This window comes from Enterobacter sp. A8 (assembly GCF_004296595.1).
GTDB lineage: Bacteria > Pseudomonadota > Gammaproteobacteria > Enterobacterales > Enterobacteriaceae > Enterobacter > Enterobacter cloacae.
Genome location: NZ_SCMF01000001.1, coordinates 1,400,905 through 1,419,942, shown reverse-complemented (window position 1 = coordinate 1,419,942; position 19,038 = coordinate 1,400,905). Strand labels below are relative to the sequence as shown.

General features: G+C 57.9%; 15 protein-coding genes. 6 read left to right on the top strand and 9 right to left on the bottom strand.

All coding sequences use genetic code 11. The annotated features are described in order from the left end of the window. The first annotated feature begins 61 nt into the window (after positions 1-61). From tctD to EQV24_RS06625, 4 genes are all read left to right on the top strand, one after another. Complete coding sequence (gene tctD, locus EQV24_RS06640) at positions 62-736, top strand: transcriptional regulator TctD (RefSeq protein ID WP_013098025.1); 675 nt, start codon at positions 62-64, stop codon at positions 734-736. Next, positions 723-2,132 (top strand): sensor histidine kinase, encoded by a 1,410-nt coding sequence (locus EQV24_RS06635; protein WP_029881725.1) that lies wholly within the window; start codon positions 723-725, stop codon positions 2,130-2,132. Before tctD ends, EQV24_RS06635 begins: the two co-directional genes overlap by 14 nt. A 131-nt stretch (positions 2,133-2,263) precedes the next feature. Continuing rightward, positions 2,264-2,803, top strand: coding sequence for a YfaZ family outer membrane protein (locus EQV24_RS06630; RefSeq protein ID WP_013098023.1), 540 nt, complete (start codon positions 2,264-2,266; stop codon positions 2,801-2,803). A gap of 93 nt (positions 2,804-2,896) precedes the next feature. After that, a complete protein-coding gene (locus tag EQV24_RS06625; RefSeq protein WP_130626348.1) occupies positions 2,897-4,096 on the top strand; it encodes a nicotinamide mononucleotide deamidase-related protein YfaY in 1,200 nt (399 codons plus the stop codon). A 32-nt stretch (positions 4,097-4,128) separates the two neighbouring features. Here EQV24_RS06625 and glpC read toward each other — a convergent pair whose 3' ends face one another. The 3 genes from glpC to glpA are packed head-to-tail and all read right to left on the bottom strand — an operon-like array spanning position 4,129 to position 8,151. After that, the gene (glpC, locus tag EQV24_RS06620; protein WP_020690658.1) at positions 4,129-5,319 is read right to left on the bottom strand and encodes an anaerobic glycerol-3-phosphate dehydrogenase subunit GlpC; all 1,191 of its coding nucleotides are present in this window, start codon (positions 5,317-5,319) and stop codon (positions 4,129-4,131) included. Continuing rightward, complete coding sequence (glpB, locus tag EQV24_RS06615; RefSeq protein ID WP_040022395.1) at positions 5,316-6,533, bottom strand: glycerol-3-phosphate dehydrogenase subunit GlpB; 1,218 nt, start codon at positions 6,531-6,533, stop codon at positions 5,316-5,318. The genes glpC and glpB overlap by 4 nt, the downstream gene beginning before the upstream one ends. Beyond that, positions 6,523-8,151 (bottom strand): anaerobic glycerol-3-phosphate dehydrogenase subunit A, encoded by a 1,629-nt coding sequence (glpA, locus tag EQV24_RS06610; protein ID WP_038420241.1) that lies wholly within the window; start codon positions 8,149-8,151, stop codon positions 6,523-6,525. Before glpA ends, glpB begins: the two co-directional genes overlap by 11 nt. A gap of 255 nt (positions 8,152-8,406) precedes the next feature. Here glpA and glpT point away from each other — a divergent pair, with 255 nt between their 5' ends. After that, positions 8,407-9,759 (top strand): glycerol-3-phosphate transporter, encoded by a 1,353-nt coding sequence (glpT, locus tag EQV24_RS06605; RefSeq protein ID WP_013098018.1) that lies wholly within the window; start codon positions 8,407-8,409, stop codon positions 9,757-9,759. A gap of 11 nt (positions 9,760-9,770) precedes the next feature. Beyond that, the gene (glpQ, locus tag EQV24_RS06600) at positions 9,771-10,829 is read left to right on the top strand and encodes a glycerophosphodiester phosphodiesterase (protein WP_130626347.1); all 1,059 of its coding nucleotides are present in this window, start codon (positions 9,771-9,773) and stop codon (positions 10,827-10,829) included. A 24-nt stretch (positions 10,830-10,853) separates the two neighbouring features. Here glpQ and EQV24_RS06595 read toward each other — a convergent pair whose 3' ends face one another. The 6 genes from EQV24_RS06595 to nrdA form a co-directional block, all read right to left on the bottom strand. After that, complete coding sequence (locus EQV24_RS06595) at positions 10,854-11,783, bottom strand: LysR family transcriptional regulator (RefSeq protein WP_130626346.1); 930 nt, start codon at positions 11,781-11,783, stop codon at positions 10,854-10,856. Between the two features lie 31 nt (positions 11,784-11,814). After that, on the bottom strand, positions 11,815-13,371 hold the full coding sequence (locus EQV24_RS06590) for a GMC family oxidoreductase N-terminal domain-containing protein (RefSeq protein WP_130626345.1): 1,557 nt from the start codon (positions 13,369-13,371) through the stop codon (positions 11,815-11,817). Next, entirely contained in the window at positions 13,265-14,956 is a 1,692-nt protein-coding gene (locus tag EQV24_RS06585; RefSeq protein ID WP_130626344.1) for a GMC family oxidoreductase N-terminal domain-containing protein, read from the bottom strand. Before EQV24_RS06585 ends, EQV24_RS06590 begins: the two co-directional genes overlap by 107 nt. A 118-nt stretch (positions 14,957-15,074) precedes the next feature. Beyond that, positions 15,075-15,329, bottom strand: coding sequence for a class I ribonucleotide reductase maintenance protein YfaE (yfaE, locus tag EQV24_RS06580; RefSeq protein WP_013098013.1), 255 nt, complete (start codon positions 15,327-15,329; stop codon positions 15,075-15,077). Beyond that, the gene (gene nrdB, locus EQV24_RS06575; protein ID WP_013098012.1) at positions 15,329-16,459 is read right to left on the bottom strand and encodes a class Ia ribonucleoside-diphosphate reductase subunit beta; all 1,131 of its coding nucleotides are present in this window, start codon (positions 16,457-16,459) and stop codon (positions 15,329-15,331) included. Before nrdB ends, yfaE begins: the two co-directional genes overlap by 1 nt. Before the next feature lie 107 nt (positions 16,460-16,566). Next, entirely contained in the window at positions 16,567-18,852 is a 2,286-nt protein-coding gene (gene nrdA, locus EQV24_RS06570; RefSeq protein WP_020690664.1) for a class 1a ribonucleoside-diphosphate reductase subunit alpha, read from the bottom strand. Positions 18,853-19,038: the final 186 nt, after the last annotated feature.

The window sequence follows — 19,038 nt, the reverse complement described above, 5'->3', positions numbered from 1 at the left end:
TTGTTAAAACAATAACCTTTCATTTCCCTTTCAACGCGACACCAACTTTACAGGATGTGATATGCGTCTCTTACTGGCGGAAGATAATCGTGAGCTGGCTCACTGGCTGGAGAAAGCGCTGGTGCAGGAAGGCTTTGCCGTAGACTGCGTTTCTGACGGGCGCGCGGCCGATCATCTGCTGCAGGGGGAAAACTACGCGGTGGCGATACTGGACATCGGTATGCCCGGTTTTGACGGCCTGGAGGTGGTGCACCGTTTACGTAAACGCGGCCAGACCTTGCCGGTGCTGTTTCTCACCGCACGCAGCAACGTGGCTGATCGGGTAAAAGGCCTGAACGCCGGGGCGGATGATTATCTGCCAAAACCGTTTGAGCTGGAGGAGCTGGACGCCAGGCTTCGCGCCCTGCTGCGCAGAAGCGAGGGGAGAACCCAGGAACGCCAGCGCCTTGGTGAGCTGGAGTACGACGACGACGGTTTTTTCCTGCTGCGCGACGAGCCGCTCTCGCTCACCCCGCGCGAACTGTCGCTGCTGAAGGTGCTGATGCATCGTCGCACCCGCCCCGTTTCCCGGCAGCAGTTGTTTGATCAGGTGTTTAGCCTCAACGACGACGTCAGCCCGGAGAGTCTCGATCTTTACATTCATCGCTTGCGCAAAAAGCTGAGCGGCAGCGGCGTGCGGATCACCACCCTGCGCGGACTGGGCTATGTGCTGGAGTGCGGCGATGAAGTGGGTTAAGCCTCAGTCGCTTTATCTGCAACTGCTGCTTTTTCTCGGCCTGCCGCTGCTGTTGCTGTGGGGATTATCGGCTTTTAACAGTTACGTCAGCGCCCTGCAGGCGGCGACCCAGGCGTACGACCGCACGCTGTTATCTTCGGCGCGTACCGTCTCTGAGCGGCTGGAGGTGCACAACGGCAAGCTGCTGGTTGATGTTCCCTGGGTGGTGCTCGACAGCTTTGAGCTGAACATGAACGATCGTCTCTATTACAAGGTGGTTGACCCGGAGGGGCGGGTGATCTCCGGCTATGACGATCTGCCGAACATGCCCCCCTCCACGTCGCGCACCACGCACTATCCCGCGCTGGCCTGGTTTTATCATACCGAGTATCGCGGCCAGGCGATCCGCGTGGCGAAGCTGCTCCAGCCGATTAACGAAGACAATGTTTCCGGTATGGCGGAGATCTACGTCGCCGAAACCTTGCAGTCGCGGCGCTATCTGGCCACTCAGCTTCTGTTTTCTTCGCTCGTTTCGCAGGGACTGCTGGTACTGCTGACGCTGGTCTTAACCGCCTGGCTGCTGCGCCGCGTGCTGCGCCCGATGCGTCAGCTTTCCTCGCTGATGGTGCGCCGTGAGCCTGGGCTGCTGGCCCCGCTGCCGGAGCTGCTGCCCTGGTCGGAAACGCGGCTGCTGATCGTGGCTTTTAACCGTTATATCGACAGGTTACGCGGCGTGCTTTCCCGCCAGGAGCGCTTCAACGCCGATGCGTCTCATCAGCTCAAAACGCCGCTGGCGGTGCTCAAAACCCAGGTTTCCGTTGCCCTGACGCGAAACGATCCGGCCCTGTGGCAGGAGAGTTTACGCGCCATGAACGTGACGCTGGATAACACCATCGTCCTCACCGAACGGCTGCTGCAACTCTCCACGGTGAGGCGCAAAGAGCAGGGGGATCGTCAGTTTGCGCCGGTGGACCTGGTTCAGGTGGTGCAGAACTGCTGTTTCTCCAGACTGACGCAGGCGCGCAGCAAGGCGATCGATTTGGGTTATGACGGCATTCAGCAACCCGTCTTGATAGACGGTGATGAGGTGCTGCTGGGGGAGCTGTGCGCCAACCTGCTTGAGAACGCGATCAAGTACACCCCGGCAGGAGGCATCGTCACCGTGTTCCTGCACACCGACGCGGGCGGCGTTGAGCTCAGCGTGGAGGATAGCGGGCCCGGCATCGAAGACAGCCAAATTCATCAGGCAATACTGCCTTTCCATCGGCTCGACAACGTCGGGGACGCCAGCGGATCGGGTATCGGGCTGGCGCTGGCGAGCGATATCGCCCGGCTTCACCGAAGCCACCTGCAGCTTTCCCGCAGTGAGGCACTGGGAGGGCTGAGCGTAAAAATGCGCTTTCTGTTGCTGACGTAAAAAAAACGCGCGTTTCAAATCGTTACAATCTCCTTGCCCGCCGCACGCAGAGTGCTTGATCGCCAGGCGTCTCAGGTTAAAATCTCGCGGTTTTTTTGGGACTTTTCTATAAATTGCGCGGGAACACGATAATGAAAAAAGTGGCATTGATGGGCTTAGGCCTGATATTCGTTTCGGCGGCGGCTAACGCCATCAGTTTTAACGGCTCTGCGGGTCAGGATTACACCCACCTGGGCTTTGGCCTGGGTACCGAGACCGCCGGTCTGGCGATGACCGGCGGCTGGACGCATAACGATGACGATGGCGATGCGGCAAGCCTCGGCCTGGGTCTGAATATTCCTCTTGGCCCGTTCCTGGCCACCGTCGGCGGTAAAGGCATCTACACCAACCCGAACGACGGCGACGAAGGGTATGCGGCAGCGGTGGGCGGCGGTCTGCAGTGGAAAATTGGCGACAGCTTCGGCCTGTTTGGTGAGTACTACTACTCGCCGGACTCCCTCTCCAGCGGTATCGACAGCTATGAAGAAGCCAACGCGGGTGCGCGCTGGACCATCATGCGCCCAATTACCATTGAAGCGGGTTATCGTTATCTGAATCTGGCGGGCAAAGACGGCAACCGCGACAACGCGCTGGCTGACGGCCCGTACGTGGGCGTCAGCGCAGGCTTCTAACTCCTCCGGCGCGGCGTCCGTCGCGCCAGTTTCTCTCCTCTCCATGCCGGTGATTGCGTTATAGTGTTTTCACCATATAAGCGGGAGAACACAATGATTAACGTGGAGATGTTATCCACCGGCGACGAAGTGCTGCATGGACAGATTGTTGATACCAATGCTGCCTGGCTTGCCGATCTTTTCTTTGAGCAAGGATTACCGTTAACGCGCCGCAATACCGTAGGCGACAGTCTTGAGTCGCTGGTGACTGTCCTGCGCGAGCGTAGCGAACACTGCGACGTGCTGATTGTGAACGGTGGGCTCGGCCCCACCAGCGACGATCTCAGTGCGCTGGCTGCCGCGACCGCCAAAGGCGAAGGGCTGGTATTGCACGAGGAGTGGCTGGCCCACATGGAGCGTTTCTTCTCCGAACGTGGCCGCGTGATGGCCCCCAGCAACCGCAAACAGGCTGAAATCCCAGCCAGCGCCGAACTGGTCGATAACCCGGTGGGTACCGCCTGCGGTTTCGCCGTTCAACTGAACCGCTGCCTGATGTTCTTCACGCCGGGTGTCCCGTCTGAATTTAAGGTGATGGTCGAACAGCAGATCCTGCCGCGCCTTCGCCAACATTTTACCCTGCCTGAACCGCCAGTCTGCCTGCGCCTGACCACCTTTGGCCGTTCGGAAAGCGATCTGGCGCAGAGCCTCGATCACCTGCCGCTGCCGCCGGGGGTATCCATGGGCTATCGCTCTTCCATGCCGATCATTGAACTCAAGCTCACCGGGCCTGCCACGCAGAAAGCGGCGATGCTGGCGCTCTGGCCGGAAGTGCAGCGCGTGGCGGGCGAAAGTCTGATTTTCGAGGGTACGGAAGGGCTACCGGCGCAGATTGCGAAGCATCTGCAGTCGCGCCAGCTGAGCGTCACCCTCAGCGAGCAGTTCACCGGCGGCCTGCTGGCGCTGCAACTGTCGCGCGTTAATGCTCCGCTGCTGGCCAGCGAGGTGGTGCCGTTCCAGCAGGAGACGCTGGCGCAGACGGCGCGCTGGGCGTCAGAACGCCGGGTCAACCATTTTGCCGGGCTGGCGCTGTTTGTCGGGGGGATGGATGAGGAATATCTCAACTTTGCGCTGGCTACGCCGGAAGGGACGCATGCCTTAAGAGTCAAAATGAGTATCACCCGCCACAGCCTGGCGGTGCGTCAGGACGTCTGCGCCATGATGGCGCTGAACATGCTGCGTCGCTGGCTGGCAGGTAAAGAGGTGGCCAGCGAGCACGGCTGGATCAACGTGGTGGAATCGCTGTTCGTTGAGTGACCGGTTTGCCGGGGCGGCGGCCCCGGCGATACCTAACCCAGGGCCTTCGCCAGCAACGTGATCGGATGCTCGCAGCGCTTGCTGGTGGACATCTCTATCTGCCACTTGCAGGTTTCGCAGTCGGTCACCACGATATCCGCGCCGCTCTCCTCAATCTGGCGGAACAGCGGCGCGCCAATTGCCTGTGATGTTTCGTAATTTTCACGTTTAAAGCCGTACGTCCCCGCAATGCCGCAGCAGCGCGAATCCAGCACCGTCAACTCCAGCCCCGGAATTAACCGCAACAGTTCCAGCGTGTAAAGCGCCCAGCCCATTTTTTCCATATGGCACGGCGTGTGGTAGACCACTTTCAGGGGTAAATTTTTCAGCGGTAGCGTCTGCCCGCTGTCCAGCTTGCGCCACAGGAAACGGGTTGCCAGCTCGATATGTTCGCGCAGGCCGGTATTGTCCACGTCCAGCAGGTGCGGATACTCATCGCGCAGCGTGAAGGTACAGGTCGAGGAGGTGGCCAGCACCGGAATGCCTTTATCGACGATGGCCTCGCGCAGCGACGAGACGTTGCTTCTGGCCTGTTTGCGCGCTTTATCGGTAAATCCGTTGGCGATCAGCGGCACGCCGCAGCATTTCTCCTTGTTCAGTAACTGCACGCCTGTACCCATGGCGTTCAGCACTTTCAGCAGATCTTTACCCAGTTGCGGATGGTTGTAGTTCACGTAGCAGCCATGAAAGAACGCGACCTGGTCGGCATACCGCGCCTGGTCTGCCGCTACGGATTTGTACCAGCGGCGGAAAGTGCCGTGGGAATATTTGGGCAAACTGCGGTGATGGTCGATCTTAAGCGTGGCATCCAGCAGCTGGCGCACCGGTTTCAGCGAGGTCGCGGCGTTCACCAGCGGGGCAAACGGCGTGGAGACGCTGCCCATTAGATCGGTATGGCTAAGAATGGCATCGCGCAGCGACGGTTTTTGCGTGCTATAGCGTGCCCGGGCGCGCTGAATAATGTCGCCGATTTTCACATCCGACGGACAGGCGACTTCACAACGTTTGCAGTTGATGCAGTATTTCAGCGCGTCATCGTACAGCGCGCCGTCCTTCAGACGCAGGCGCTCGCCGTCCGGCCCGGCCTGTTTCGGACCGGGATAGCGCGGGTTAACGCCGCTGACCGGGCAGACGGTGGTGCAGACCGTGCATTTGATGCAGCTTTCAAAGCGGGTATCGTTCATTGTTCAGCCTCCGTGCGCTGGCAAATCTGCTCTGCCACATAGAGCGCCGTTATGGCGCAGACGCCGCCGCCGCAGCCCTGGGCGATAGGATCGTATCCGCCCAAAAGCGAGCCGATGGCGTAGAGATTCGGTACTGACTTTCCTGAAAGTTGCGGATGCAGCTGGTTATCCACGATTACGCCGAACTGCTGCCACGGCTGCGGGGCAAAGAAATCGCTCTGATACCAGTCCGCGCGAGAGGCGCTCTGGCGGACGTCCAGCCCCATAATCGCCTCGCGAATGCCGTCCCGGCTGCTCAGCAGACCGTTGCTGAAGAAACTGCCGCTTGCCAGCACCGCGTAACGCGTACGAAGCGGAATATCGTCGTGGTTGCGGGTCCAGATTTCGCTCACCGAGCCGTCAGTCAGGGTGATTTTTTTCACTTCATCACCCGCCATCCACACGCCTCCCTGGGCCACAAACTGGCGCTGAAGCTGGGTATGCAGGCGAATACCGGGCACCGACGGAGGAAGCGTTGGCAGCAGGCCGAGCGAGCAGGGCAGGCGGTCGGACAGCCAGCGCCACAGCCGGTTGTCCTGTAAGCCAAAGCAGGCGGGCATAAACAGCGCATCGCATCCCTCTGCAAGCGGTTTGAGCGCCTCATACAGCAGCGGCCATTTCTCTTCGTTATCGAGCAAACGGGCAATATTCACCGCGCGGAACTCGCTGGGGTTGTCGCGCAGGACATCCAGCTCAGGAAGGTCAATCTCTGCCGTTTCAGCGTTGACCCCCTGGCGACTGAGCGAGGCCGCCGCCAGATGGGGCTGAAAATCCAGAAAACCGCTAATGCCCACCACCCGCACGCGCGTGGCCTTGAACGGGGCAACGGGCACCTCCTCCGGGCTGAGCCAGGCGGAACGCAGGGTGCCAAGCGGCGTGACGCGCGCGTGATTTTGCCTGGCGCTCCCCTGCATACGTGCGCCGCAATCAGCCAGCAGCGCTTCGGTCTCCAGGGCAAAGCGGTCAATGTGCTGCGCGCCAGTCAGGTGATAAGGATGCTCTGCCGGCAGTTTTTCGCGGTACGTTTCGTCCACCAGATCCAGCGAGCCCGACGAGAAGTGCAGGGCGCTCTGGCCCCGGGTGATAATGGCGCAGCGCAGTCCCTGCTTCGTGAGTTTGATGCCACAGAGCAGACCCGCCAGCCCGCCGCCGACGATCACCGTATCAAATTTCATCGCGTTGCTCCTTCTCAAGACCGCAAAGCCCCTGGTACACCCAGCGGGTAAATTCGCTTTCACGCAGGGCATCACCCCAGGCGACAGGCTGAATGCCTTTCCAGCGCTCGTTCAGAAAATCGCTGAGCTGATCGAGCGACTGGGTGGCGGTGGTGGTATGAAAACGCTGCAGCAGCCCGGCGGCACGGCAGGCACACAGCTCCCCCTGACAGGTGCCCATCCCGACGCGGGTGCGGCGGCGGAGATCGAGCAGGCTATTCACCGTCAGATTCTCCACCGCGTATTGCACTTCCCCGGCGGTAACGGCCTCGCACTCGCATACCAGACTGCGGCTCAGCCGTCCTTCACCCAGCCAGACCGGTGTTCTGTCGCCATGGCGATAGACAGCCGAACCACGCAGGGGGGCAGGCAGGGAGATAATTTTTTGCAGCGTTTTCTCGGTGGACTGGCGCGAGCCGGGCAGGGGCTGTTCTGCGGTCACGCACGGTTCGCTATTGCCCAGCTTGCGGCAGACAGCATCCGTCGCCCATTCGGCCATCAGGCGGTAGGTCATCAATTTACCGCCGGTGATGGTGATGAAGCCGTCCAGCCCGTCGCGCTCGGCATGGTCAAGCAGCACAATGCCACGGCTGACATTGCGTCCGCTCGGGTCGTTATCGCTGGCGACAAGCGGACGCACACCCGCGTAGGCGCGCAGGATGCGGGTCTGGGCCATCACCGGCGCCAGTTTTTCTCCTTCGCGCAGCAGGATGTCGACCTCTTCTGCGGTGACCCGATTGTAGTCAATCTCGCTGTAGTCAACGTGGGTGGAGGTGGTCCCGATTAACGAAATGGTATCGCCGGGGACAAGGATGTCTGCGTCAGACGGTTTACGGCAGCGGTTGATGACATGGTTATTAATGCGGTGGTCGAGGATCAGCAGCGAGCCTTTGGCCGGGAACATGCGCACAGATAAATCGGCGTATTCTGCGATGTGTTGCCCCCAGATCCCCGCCGCGTTGACCACCACGGCGGCATACAGCTCGCTGTGTTCGTTGTACTGCGTATCCAGGACCCGCACGCCCACGATGCGATGCCCCTCACGGATAAGCCCGGTGACCTGATGGCCGGTCAGGATCCGCGCGCTGTGCTCGCGGGCGTCCAGCATGTTGGCCGCCGTCAGACGAAACGGATCCACGGTGCCGTCCGGGACTTTTACTGCACCCGTCAGTGCCGGATTAACCGAAGGTTCGATGCGGCGTGCAAGGGCCGGGTCAATGGCTTGTGCCTGAATTCCCGCGGCCTGGCAGGCGGTAATGAAAGTTGACTGAAAGGCGAGATCGTCTTCGGGAAGCGTAATAAACAGGCCGTCGGTCGGTTCAATACAGTGGCGGGCGATACGTCGCAGGATCTGATTTTCGGCGATACATTCGCGTGCCGATTCGCCGTCGGTAACGGCGTAGCGGGCGCCGCTGTGCAGCAGGCCATGATTGCGTCCGGTAGCGCCGGTCGCAATATCATGGCGCTCCAGGAGCGTGACGCTCAGCCCTCTGAGCGCACAGTCGCGTGCGATGCCAGCGCCGGTCGCGCCCCCGCCAATGATAATCACATCGCTGTAGCGTGGATCGTGAATTGTCATTGTCATCCCTCTGTGTTCGTTTTTTATCATTTAGCCACATGAAAACTGTGATTTGTTTGATTTCGAACACAAACGAGCGAAATTCGAAAGTGAAACGTGATTCCATGCGCTTTTTTGCGCATGTTGTCATATTTCTGTAACAATTTGTGCGTTGATTCACAGTAACAATCACCGTGATTTCTTAACATCCCCGCCTTGCTGGAGTTTGGGGCAGTTAAACCCCTGTAAATTCAATACATGGCCACGGAGGCTGTCATGCTCAGTATCTTTAAACCTGCGCCGCACCGGGCGCGTCTGCCTGAGGCAGAAATAGATCCGCTTTACCGCCGCCTGCGCTGGCAAATCTTCCTGGGGATCTTCTTCGGGTATGCGGCGTATTACCTTGTGCGTAAAAACTTTGCCCTCGCCATGCCTTATCTGGTTGAGCAGGGCTTTTCGCGTGGCGATCTCGGGTTCGCGCTGTCGGGGATCTCCATCGCCTACGGCTTTTCGAAATTCATCATGGGATCGGTGTCGGATCGCTCGAATCCGCGCGTGTTCCTTCCAGCCGGTCTGATCCTGGCGGCGGCGGTGATGCTGTTTATGGGCTTTGTGCCATGGGCAACGTCCAGCATCGCCATTATGTTTGTGCTGTTGTTCCTGTGCGGCTGGTTCCAGGGGATGGGATGGCCGCCATGCGGGCGTACCATGGTGCACTGGTGGTCGCAAAAGGAGCGTGGCGGCATCGTGTCGGTGTGGAACTGCGCGCATAACGTGGGTGGCGGCATTCCGCCTCTGCTGTTCCTGCTGGGGATGGCCTGGTTCAACGACTGGCACGCTGCGCTCTATATGCCTGCCTTTGGCGCCATTCTGGTGGCGATTATCGCCTTTGCGCTGATGCGTGATACACCGCAGTCCTGCGGCCTGCCGCCGATTGAGGAGTACAAAAACGACTATCCGGATGATTACAGCGAGAAGCACGAAGAAGAGCTGACGGCAAAGCAGATCTTCATGAAGTACGTGTTGCCAAACAAACTGCTGTGGTACATCGCGGTTGCGAACGTGTTTGTTTACCTGCTGCGCTACGGCATCCTCGACTGGTCACCGACCTACCTGAAAGAGGTGAAGCATTTCGCGCTGGATAAATCCTCCTGGGCCTACTTCCTGTACGAATACGCGGGGATCCCGGGGACGCTGATTTGCGGCTGGATGTCGGACAAAGTATTTAAGGGCAACCGTGGCGCAACGGGCGTCTTCTTTATGACGCTCGTGACCATTGCCACCGTCGTCTACTGGCTCAACCCGCCGGGTAATCCGGGCGTGGATATGACCTGTATGATCGTCATCGGCTTCCTGATTTATGGTCCTGTTATGTTGATCGGTCTGCATGCGCTGGAACTGGCACCGAAAAAAGCAGCCGGTACGGCGGCAGGCTTTACCGGTCTGTTTGGCTACCTGGGCGGTTCGGTCGCGGCGAGCGCCATCGTGGGCTATACCGTTGACTTCTTCGGCTGGGACGGCGGCTTTATGGTGATGATCGGCGGCAGCGTGCTGGCGGTACTGCTGCTGATTGTTGTGATGATCGGTGAAAAACGTCACCACGCGGACGTGCTGGCGCGTCGTCAATAAGGAGCATTGCCATGAAATTAACTCAATTAGCGACCGGTCTGCTGCTGGCGGGCCTGATGACCGGCTCCGCACTGGCGGCGGATAAAATCGTTATTGCCCATCGCGGCGCAAGCGGCTATCTGCCGGAGCATACGCTGCCGGCGAAAGCGATGGCCTACGCGCAGGGGGCCGATTATCTTGAGCAGGATCTGGTGATGACAAAGGACGACCAGCTGGTCGTCCTGCATGACCACTATCTTGATCGCGTGACCGATGTGGCGGAGCGTTTCCCGGACCGCGCCCGTAAAGATGGTCGTTTTTACGCCATCGATTTTACTCTGGATGAAATCCGCTCTCTGAAGTTTACCGAAGGCTTCGAGATTGAAAACGGCAAGAAGGTGCAGGTTTATCCGGGACGTTTCCCAATGGGTAAATCTGACTTCCGTATCCATACCTTCCAGGAAGAGATTGAGTTTGTTCAGGGGCTGAACCACTCGACGGGCAAAAATATCGGTATCTATCCGGAAATTAAAGCCCCGTGGTTCCATCACCAGGAAGGGAAAGACATTGCCAAGAAGACGCTGGAGGTGCTGAAGCAGTACGGCTACACCAGCAAGAAGGACAAAGTTTATCTCCAGTGTTTTGACGCCGCAGAACAGAAGCGCATCAAAACCGAGCTGGAGCCTAAGATGGGGATGGATCTCAATCTGGTCCAGCTGATTGCCTATACCGACTGGAACGAAACCCAGGAGAAGCAGGCAGACGGCAAGTGGGTAAACTACAACTACGACTGGATGTTCAAACCGGGCGCCATGAAGCAGATCGCGCAGTACGCCGACGGGATCGGGCCGGATTACCACATGCTGGTGGCGGAAGGTTCAACCCCGGGCCACGTGAAGCTGACGGCGATGGTAAAAGAGGCACACGCCAGCAAGATGCAGGTGCATCCGTATACGGTGCGTGCTGACCAGTTACCGCCGTACGCCACGGACGTGAATCAGCTTTACGAGGTGTTGTATAAGCAGGCGGACGTAGACGGGTTGTTTACGGATTTCCCGGATAAAGCAGTTTCATTCCTGCATAACAAGTAATACAAGGGGCCGTAAGGCCCTTTTTTATTCGGGCAGTAGGCCGGCCAGCCTTAGCTTTTTTTCCCATTCTGGCTCTGGCCCTAGCTGTTCTGCGACCAGGTTGACCAGCGCCTGGATCACTGGCGAGGCGCGACGCGTCTGGCGATACAGGGCCACAATGTTGCCACCATCCGGTTGCCAGCCGGGTAAAATGATATTCAGTTCTCCGCGCAATATCGCATCAGCACCTAAAAATAACGGCATGACCACAATCCCAAGCCCTGCTTTGGCGGCTTCCAGCAGGCTGAAAGCGTTATCCGAACGCAGGCGATTTCTGACGCGCCAGTTCTGGTGCTGCCCGTTATGCAGTAGCTGCCAGCAACCGCCTGGCGCACGGTGGGTATATAACAGTCCGTCATGCTGCTCCAGCTCAACGGGGTGCACAGGCGTGCCCCGTTGCGCCAGATAGTCCGGGCTCGCGCACAGCCAGGTCAGATTGAGCGCCAGCGTGCGGGCGATGAGCGTAGAGTCCGGGACGAGACCGAGGCGGATGGCGATATCAAAGTCGGGCTGATGCATATTAATCTGCCGATCTTCTGTCGAGATATCGAGAGACAGTCCCGGATGAGCGCCAATAAATCCGGCCAGGATCGTCGACAGATGGGTGGTCATAAAGGTATGCGAGGTGGCGATACGCAGCTCGCCGTGAAGCTCGCTGCGTGAGGGTGCCACGGCTTCTTCCGCCTGTGTGACTTCGTCAAGGATACGCACGCACTCCTGATAAAAAAGCAGACCCGCTTCCGTCAGGCTAAGGCGGGGCCCACGCTCCAGCAAGCTTGCGCCAAGCCGTTTCTCCAGCATCTTCACGCGCTGGCTGACCACCGATTTTGATGTTCCCAGCTTTGCCGCCGCGCCAAAAAAGCTTTGCGACTCAACAACCGAAACAAACGTGCTCATCTCCACGAACTTGTTCACACAGGCGCTCCTTTATGGCTTATTCGGTTTACTATGCGCCGTTCAGGGAGCCGGAAAAACGGCTGGCGAGATATTCTGCCGCCATGATCACATCCGGGTTAGTCGCCTGAGAGGGAACGTCCGGGAACAGCGAGGCATCGACGACAAACAGCCCGTTAATGCCGAAGACGTTGCCGCACGCGTCCACGACTGCTGCCGGATCGCTTTCTTTACCCATCGGTGCTGTCGCGCTGAGGTGTAGATTGCTTTTCACCGTCGCACGCTGCTCCTCTGCTATCTGCTGGTCTGTTTTGGCGAGTTTACCGCCTTTAACTGCCGGGACTTCGCCAGTAACCAGTGCCTGCAATGGACCTTCCTGCACCAGTGCCCGGGACAACTTCACCGCTTCGACCATCCGTATGACGTCGCGCTTGTCGCCCAGCAGATTGAGATCGATAGTGGGGGCGAGCAGCGGATTGCGGCTCGTCAGTGTCAGACGCCCACGGGCACAGGGGCGAGCCACGGTGAAAAAGAGCTGGAAACCCGCCCCGTATGGAAACAGTCCCGGATCGACGAAGTGATTATTGCTGATATACAGATCCAGTTCGTCGGCTGCGGCCAGCGAAGATTGTGTCCAGAGCGTTGCACCTATTGGGGGATAGCTGGCATGTTCTGTAGAGGTCGCCAGCATGATCCCGTTCACGGGTTGTTCCTGCAAATTGCGGCCAACGGGGAGATCCTGTTTTAGCGGGATTTCCAGACGGCGTAAATCGTCAGCAGGACCAATGCCGGAGCGTAACAGAATGGCTGGCGTACCGGCCGCACCGGCACAAAGGAACACGCAGTCGGCAGCGATCCGTGTCCCATCCGCAAGCTGTATGCCGTTCACCCGCGAATTGTCTATCAGCGCTTTATCCACAACCGTCATGCCGACAATTGACAGATTCTTGCGCGCCCGAACCTCCGCCGTCAGGTAGACCATGCCGGTGTTTTGCCGGATGCCGTTGACAACATTCAGTGGATAGATGGCGACGCCGTGTTGTTGTGCGCCGTTAATATCGTCAATGGCGGCAAAGCCGTGAGCGCGACAGGCGTGATAAAACGCCTGACTTGCCGGACTGAGTGTCTCCAGCGCAGGTAATCGCACCGGAACGGGACCGTGGCGGCCATGCCAGCGATCGTCGCCATAGTCGGCATTTTCAAGCCGTTTGAACCACGGTAAGACCTTATCAAACGACCAGTCGCTCAGGCCGCGCTTTACCCAGCGGTCAAAATCGAATTTAGGGGCGCGAACAAACGCGCCTGCGTTGATCGTGGAGCCGCCACCGAGTACTTTGGCCCGCAGATGACCAGAGGTATGATCGGTTCCCGTCGCCGCGCCGTGTTCCCAGACGTAATCACCGCCGCCAACAGAGTGGCTTTGCGTCAGTTCATCCGGCCAGCCATCGGGGGCAAAGACGGGGCCGCCCTCCAGCAGCAATACCTGGCAGTCAGGGTTCTCGCTAAGACGTGCGGCGAGAACCGCACCCGCTGAACCACCGCCTGCGACTATGACGTCGTACGATTGTTTCATTATTCTGGCGCTGTTTTCCGGCTTGATGGATACCATTTTTCCTCTCCTCATGAATATCGTTACGCAGCGCATCAGCCAGTTTTTCTGCCATCTTGATGATGGTCGGATTGAGGTTGATGAGCGGGATTTCGGGCAAGATCGATGCGTCGATGACCCGTACGTCATGCAGACCATAGAGGCACCCGTTTTCATCCACCACGGCATAGGGGTCATCAGGGGGTCCCATCGGTGCGGTGGAACAGGGGTGCTGGAGGGTGCTAACCCCCTGCGCCAGAGCCTGGCGAATGTCAGATTCATCATCCCCGACCGAGGCTCCGGGGCTGATTTCGTACTCAATGAGCTGGCGCAGCGGCGGCATATCCGCCAGCAGGCGTGCCAGACGAAAGCACTCGACCATCCGGCGCATGTCATCTTCTGTCGTCAGGTGATTAAGCGCTATTTCCGGTGCATCGTGAGGGGCACGGCTCTTCAGGCGGATGTAGCCTGTGGAGCTGCAATGCATGAGTTCCAGCCCGAGGGAGAAGGCGACGCCGGTTGGGCTGAGGTCTGCAGGTAACAGATGCGAAAGGGAAATGGCAATGTCCATTTCGCGGGCTGATTTGGCAAAGCTTGAATTCGTCCAGATCTGGGCGGCGACAACCGGATGCTCGTGGCCCTTAAGTTCGGCTTTTCCGGCGAAGTTGATCCAGTAGAAGGCGTGATCCCGCAGACGCTCACCCACCGGGGCCTCTTTCACGACGGGGATCGACAGCGATTCCAGATGGTGGCGTGGGCCGATGCCTGAGCGCAGCAATATCGCGGCGGAACCATAGGCGCCGGCGCTGAGGATTGTCTGGCGGGCAAAGCACTGTTCCCCGTCGGCAAGCTGCACGCCTTTGACCCGGTTCTCCTCAACGATCAGCTTGTCCGTGAGCGCCCCATACACGATGGTCAGGTTCGGGCGCTGGCGCACCTTGCGGGTAAGCCATGCCATTCCGGTATTCACCCGAACGCCGTTAATAATATTCATCGGATTGGGCCCGGCGCCGTTGTTGGCTTCTGGGTGGTTAAAGTCTTCAACCCGCGCAAAACCCAGCTGCCACGCCGCTTCCAGGGTGGCCCGCTGAACTGGGGTGATCTCCTCTAACGTCATCTGATGGATCGGAAGTGGACCTTCACGACCGTGATATTTATCCTCACCCAAAGGGTAGGTTTCCATCTTTTTGTAGTAGGGCAGCACATCCTCATATTTCCAGCCCTTGAGCCCTTTTGCCGTGATGCGTTCGAAATCCCAGGGGAGCGCCCGGCAGGCGACGGCGGCGTTAATGGCTGAACTTCCGCCGAGGGTTTTGCCGCGCGGAGTATAGACGGGATCGGGCTGGCTGACCGGGCTGGCGTAATAGCCCCATTCATATCGCTGATCGCCATTCGCCGCGATAATATTGCCGCTGTAAAGCAGTTCCGGATAGCCATCGGGATCAAAAGACGGACCATATTCCAGCAGCAGAACACGTGTCTGCTCATCTTCGCTAAGACGTGCTGCCAGCACTGCCCCGGCAGAGCCCGCGCCAACAATGATAATATCGTAGGGCATCTGCTCAGGGGGCGTGGTCATGAACTGTTCTAAGGATAAAACGGACATTGCTGATGGCCTCCTCAGGTGGATATACCGTTAGAGTAAGCGGCATGAGGAGGGGTGAACAGGTGAGGAAAGGCGAATCACGGGTTCGTAAATCACGAACCCGAAAGGAGGGGGGGCGCTATATTTCTATTTCAATATCACCTTTTGCCCGGCAGCAGCAGGGCAAAATTTCCCCTTCATTGATAAAGGCCAGCGGTTCGGTCAGCCAGTCCACCTGGCCGGTGACCAGGCGGCAGCGGCAGGAGCCGCAATAGCCTTCACGACACTGATACTCTACCGTCACCTGATTCGCCTCAAGGGCTGCCAGCAGGGAAGGGTGCTCTTCCTGGCACAGCACTTCTGTGCCCGAAAGACTCAGCGTTACGCGCGTCATCAGAGCTGGAAATTGCTCAGGTCGTCAGTGTTGACTTCAGAATCAATCTGACCGACCAGGTAAGAACTGACTTCCACTTCTTGTGGCGCCACCTGCACGTTATCGGACACCAGCCAGGTGTTGATCCACGGGATCGGGTTGGAACGCGTCTGGAATGGCAGATCGAGACCGACCGCCTGCATACGGATGTTGGTGATGTACTCAACGTACTGGCACAGAATGTCTTTGTTCAGGCCAATCATGGAGCCGTCGCGGAACAGGTAGTCTGCCCACTCTTTCTCCTGCTGTGCGGCCAGCACGAACAGGTCGTAGCACTCCTGCTTGCACTCTTCAGCGATTTCCGCCATCTCCGGGTCGTCTGCACCGCTGCGCAACAGGTTCAGCATGTGCTGGGTGCCGGTCAGGTGCAGGGCTTCGTCACGGGCGATCAGACGGATGATTTTGGCGTTACCTTCCATCAGCTTGCGCTCGGCAAACGCAAAGGAGCAGGCAAAGCTCACGTAGAAGCGGATGGCTTCCAGGGCGTTAACGCTCATCAGGCACAGGTACAGCTGCTTTTTCAGCGCGCGCAGGTTCACGGTGACAGTTTTGCCGTTCACGTTGTGGGTCCCTTCGCCCAGCAGGTGCCAGTAGCTGGTCATCTCGATCAGCTCGTCGTAGTAGTGGGCAATCCCTTCCGCGCGTTTCTGAATCTGCTCGTTGGTGACGATATCGTCAAACACCACCGCCGGATCGTTAACGATGTTGCGGATAATGTGGGTGTAAGAGCGGGAGTGGATCGTCTCCGAGAACGCCCAGGTTTCCACCCAGGTTTCCAGTTCCGGAATGGAGATCAGCGGCAGCAGGGCAACGTTCGGGCTGCGGCCCTGAATGGAGTCCAGCAGCGTCTGGTACTTCAGGTTACTGATGAAAATGTGTTTTTCATGCTCCGGCAACGCCTGGAAATCAATACGATCGCGGGAAACGTCAACTTCCTCCGGACGCCAGAAGAAGGAGAGTTGCTTTTCAATCAGCTTTTCGAAGATGTCATATTTTTGCTGATCGTAGCGTGCCACATTGACCGGCTGGCCGAAGAACATCGGCTCTTTGAGCTGGTCGTTTTTCGTCTGTGAAAAGGTGGTATATGCCATGAGTGTGTCCTGTGGTGTTATTTCCCCCTCATCCCGGCCCTCTCCCACAGGGAGAGGGGGAAAGAGTTCCCTCTCCCTGTGGGAGAGGGTTAGGATGAGGGGATTTATTAGATCTTACATGCGCCGCTTTCGCAGCCATCATCCTGAATTGACGGTGCCAGATCGTCCTGCGCGTCTTCTGCACCATCACGGGTGTTGTGATAATACAGGGTTTTCACGCCAAATTTGTACGCGGTGAGCAGGTCTTTCAGCAGTTGCTGCATTGGCACTTTACCAGACGGGAAACGCGTCGGGTCGTAGTTGGTATTGGCAGAGATCGACTGATCGATGAATTTCTGCATGATACCCACCAGCTGCAGATAGCCGTCATTGTTTGGCATTTCCCACAGCAGCTCGTAGTTGTCTTTCAGCAGTTCGTAATCCGGCACCACCTGGCGCAGGATGCCGTCTTTCGACGCTTTAATGCTGACGTGACCGCGCGGCGGCTCGATACCGTTGGTGGCGTTAGAGATTTGCGAAGAGGTCTCAGACGGCATCAGGGCAGAGAGCGTGGAGTTGCGCAGGCCGTGAGTCTTAATGGACTCGCGCAGTGCTTCCCAGTCCAGATGCAGCGGCGCGTTTGCAATCGCATCCAGGTCTTTCTTGTAGGTGTCGATTGGCAGAATGCCTTTCGCATAGGTGGTTTCGTTAAACCACGGGCATGCGCCTTGCTCTTTCGCCAGCTCGTTAGACGCTTTCAGCAGGTAATACTGGATCGCTTCGAACGTTTCGTGGGTCAGGTTGTTCGCGCTGCCGTCGGAGTAACGCTTACCGTGTTTCGCCAGCCAGTAGGCGAAGTTGATGACGCCGATACCCAGCGTACGACGGCCCATTGCGCCGCGTTTCGCCGCCGGGATTGGGTAATCCTGGTAGTCCAGCAGGGCGTCGAGCGCACGGACGGCCAGCACCGCCAGCTCTTCCAGCTCGTCCAGGCTCTTAATCGCGCCCAGGTTGAACGCAGACAGTGTACACAGCGCGATTTCGCCGTTTTCGTCGTTTACGTCTTCCAGCGGTTTGGTCGGCAGGGCGATCTCCAGGCACAGGTTAGACTGGCGCACTGGCGCAACAACCGGATCAAACGGGCTGTGGGTGTTGCAGTGGTCAACGTTCTGGATGTAGATACGGCCGGTAGAGGCACGTTCCTGCATCATCAGGGAGAACAGATCGACCGCCTTCACGCGCTGTTTACGGATGCTGTCGTCTTTTTCGTATTTGGTGTACAGACGTTCAAACTCGTCCTGATCGGCGAAGAACGCGTCATACAGACCCGGGACATCGGACGGGCTGAACAGGGTAATGTCTTCGCCTTTCAGCAGACGGGTGTACATCAGTTTGTTGATCTGTACGCCGTAGTCCATGTGACGCACGCGGTTACCTTCAACCCCACGGTTGTTTTTCAGTACCAGCAGGCTTTCGACTTCCAGGTGCCACATTGGATAGAACAGGGTTGCCGCACCACCGCGCACGCCGCCCTGAGAGCAGGATTTTACTGCCGTCTGGAAGTGCTTGTAGAACGGGATACAACCGGTATGGAAGGCTTCACCGCCGCGAATTGGGCTGCCCAGGGCACGAATGCGACCGGCGTTGATACCGATACCGGCACGCTGGGAGACGTATTTGACAATCGCGCTGGAGGTCGCGTTGATGGAATCCAGGCTGTCACCGCACTCGATCAGTACGCAGGAGCTGAACTGACGGGTTGGGGTACGCACGCCAGACATAATCGGCGTCGGCAGAGAAATCTTGAACGTAGAGACCGCATCATAGAAACGCTTAACGTATTCCAGACGGGTGTCACGCGGGTAGTTTGAGAACAGGCAGGCGGCCACCAGAATATAGAGGAACTGGGCGCTCTCGTAGATTTCGCCCGTGACACGGTTCTGGACCAGGTATTTGCCTTCGAGCTGTTTCACCGCTGCGTAGGAGAAGTTCATATCACGCCAGTGGTCGATAAACCCGTTCATCTGCTCGAACTCTTCTTCCGTATAGTCTTCCAGCAGATGCGTGTCGTATTTACCCAGCTCAACCATTTTCACCACGTGGTCGTAAAGCGCAGGCGGCTCGAACTGGCCGTAGGCTTTTTTACGCAGGTGGAAAATCGCCAGACGTGCAGCGAGGTACTGATAATCCGGCGCTTCGCGGGAGATCAGATCCGCCGCCGCTTTGATGATGGTTTCGTGGATATCAGACGTTTTGATGCCGTCGTAGAACTGAATATGGGAACGCAGTTCAACCTGGGAGATAGATACGTTGTTCAGGCCTTCTGCTGCCCAGTCGAGAACTCGATGGATTTTGTCCAGATTGATACGCTCGGTAGTACCGTCGCGCTTTGTCACCAGCAGACTCTGATTCATGTGGGTTTTACCTGTCCGTGAAATAAAAAAATATCCCCCGTTTATCCACAGATCCGCCTTGTGACTAACTCTGTGGATAAATACTACATATAGGGGGTTTGCGATAAGAGAAACGCTATATGGTGAGTATTCTAGTAAGGATTCTTTTCAGTACAAGGGTTGATTTTGACGTTAAATTGGGGTTGT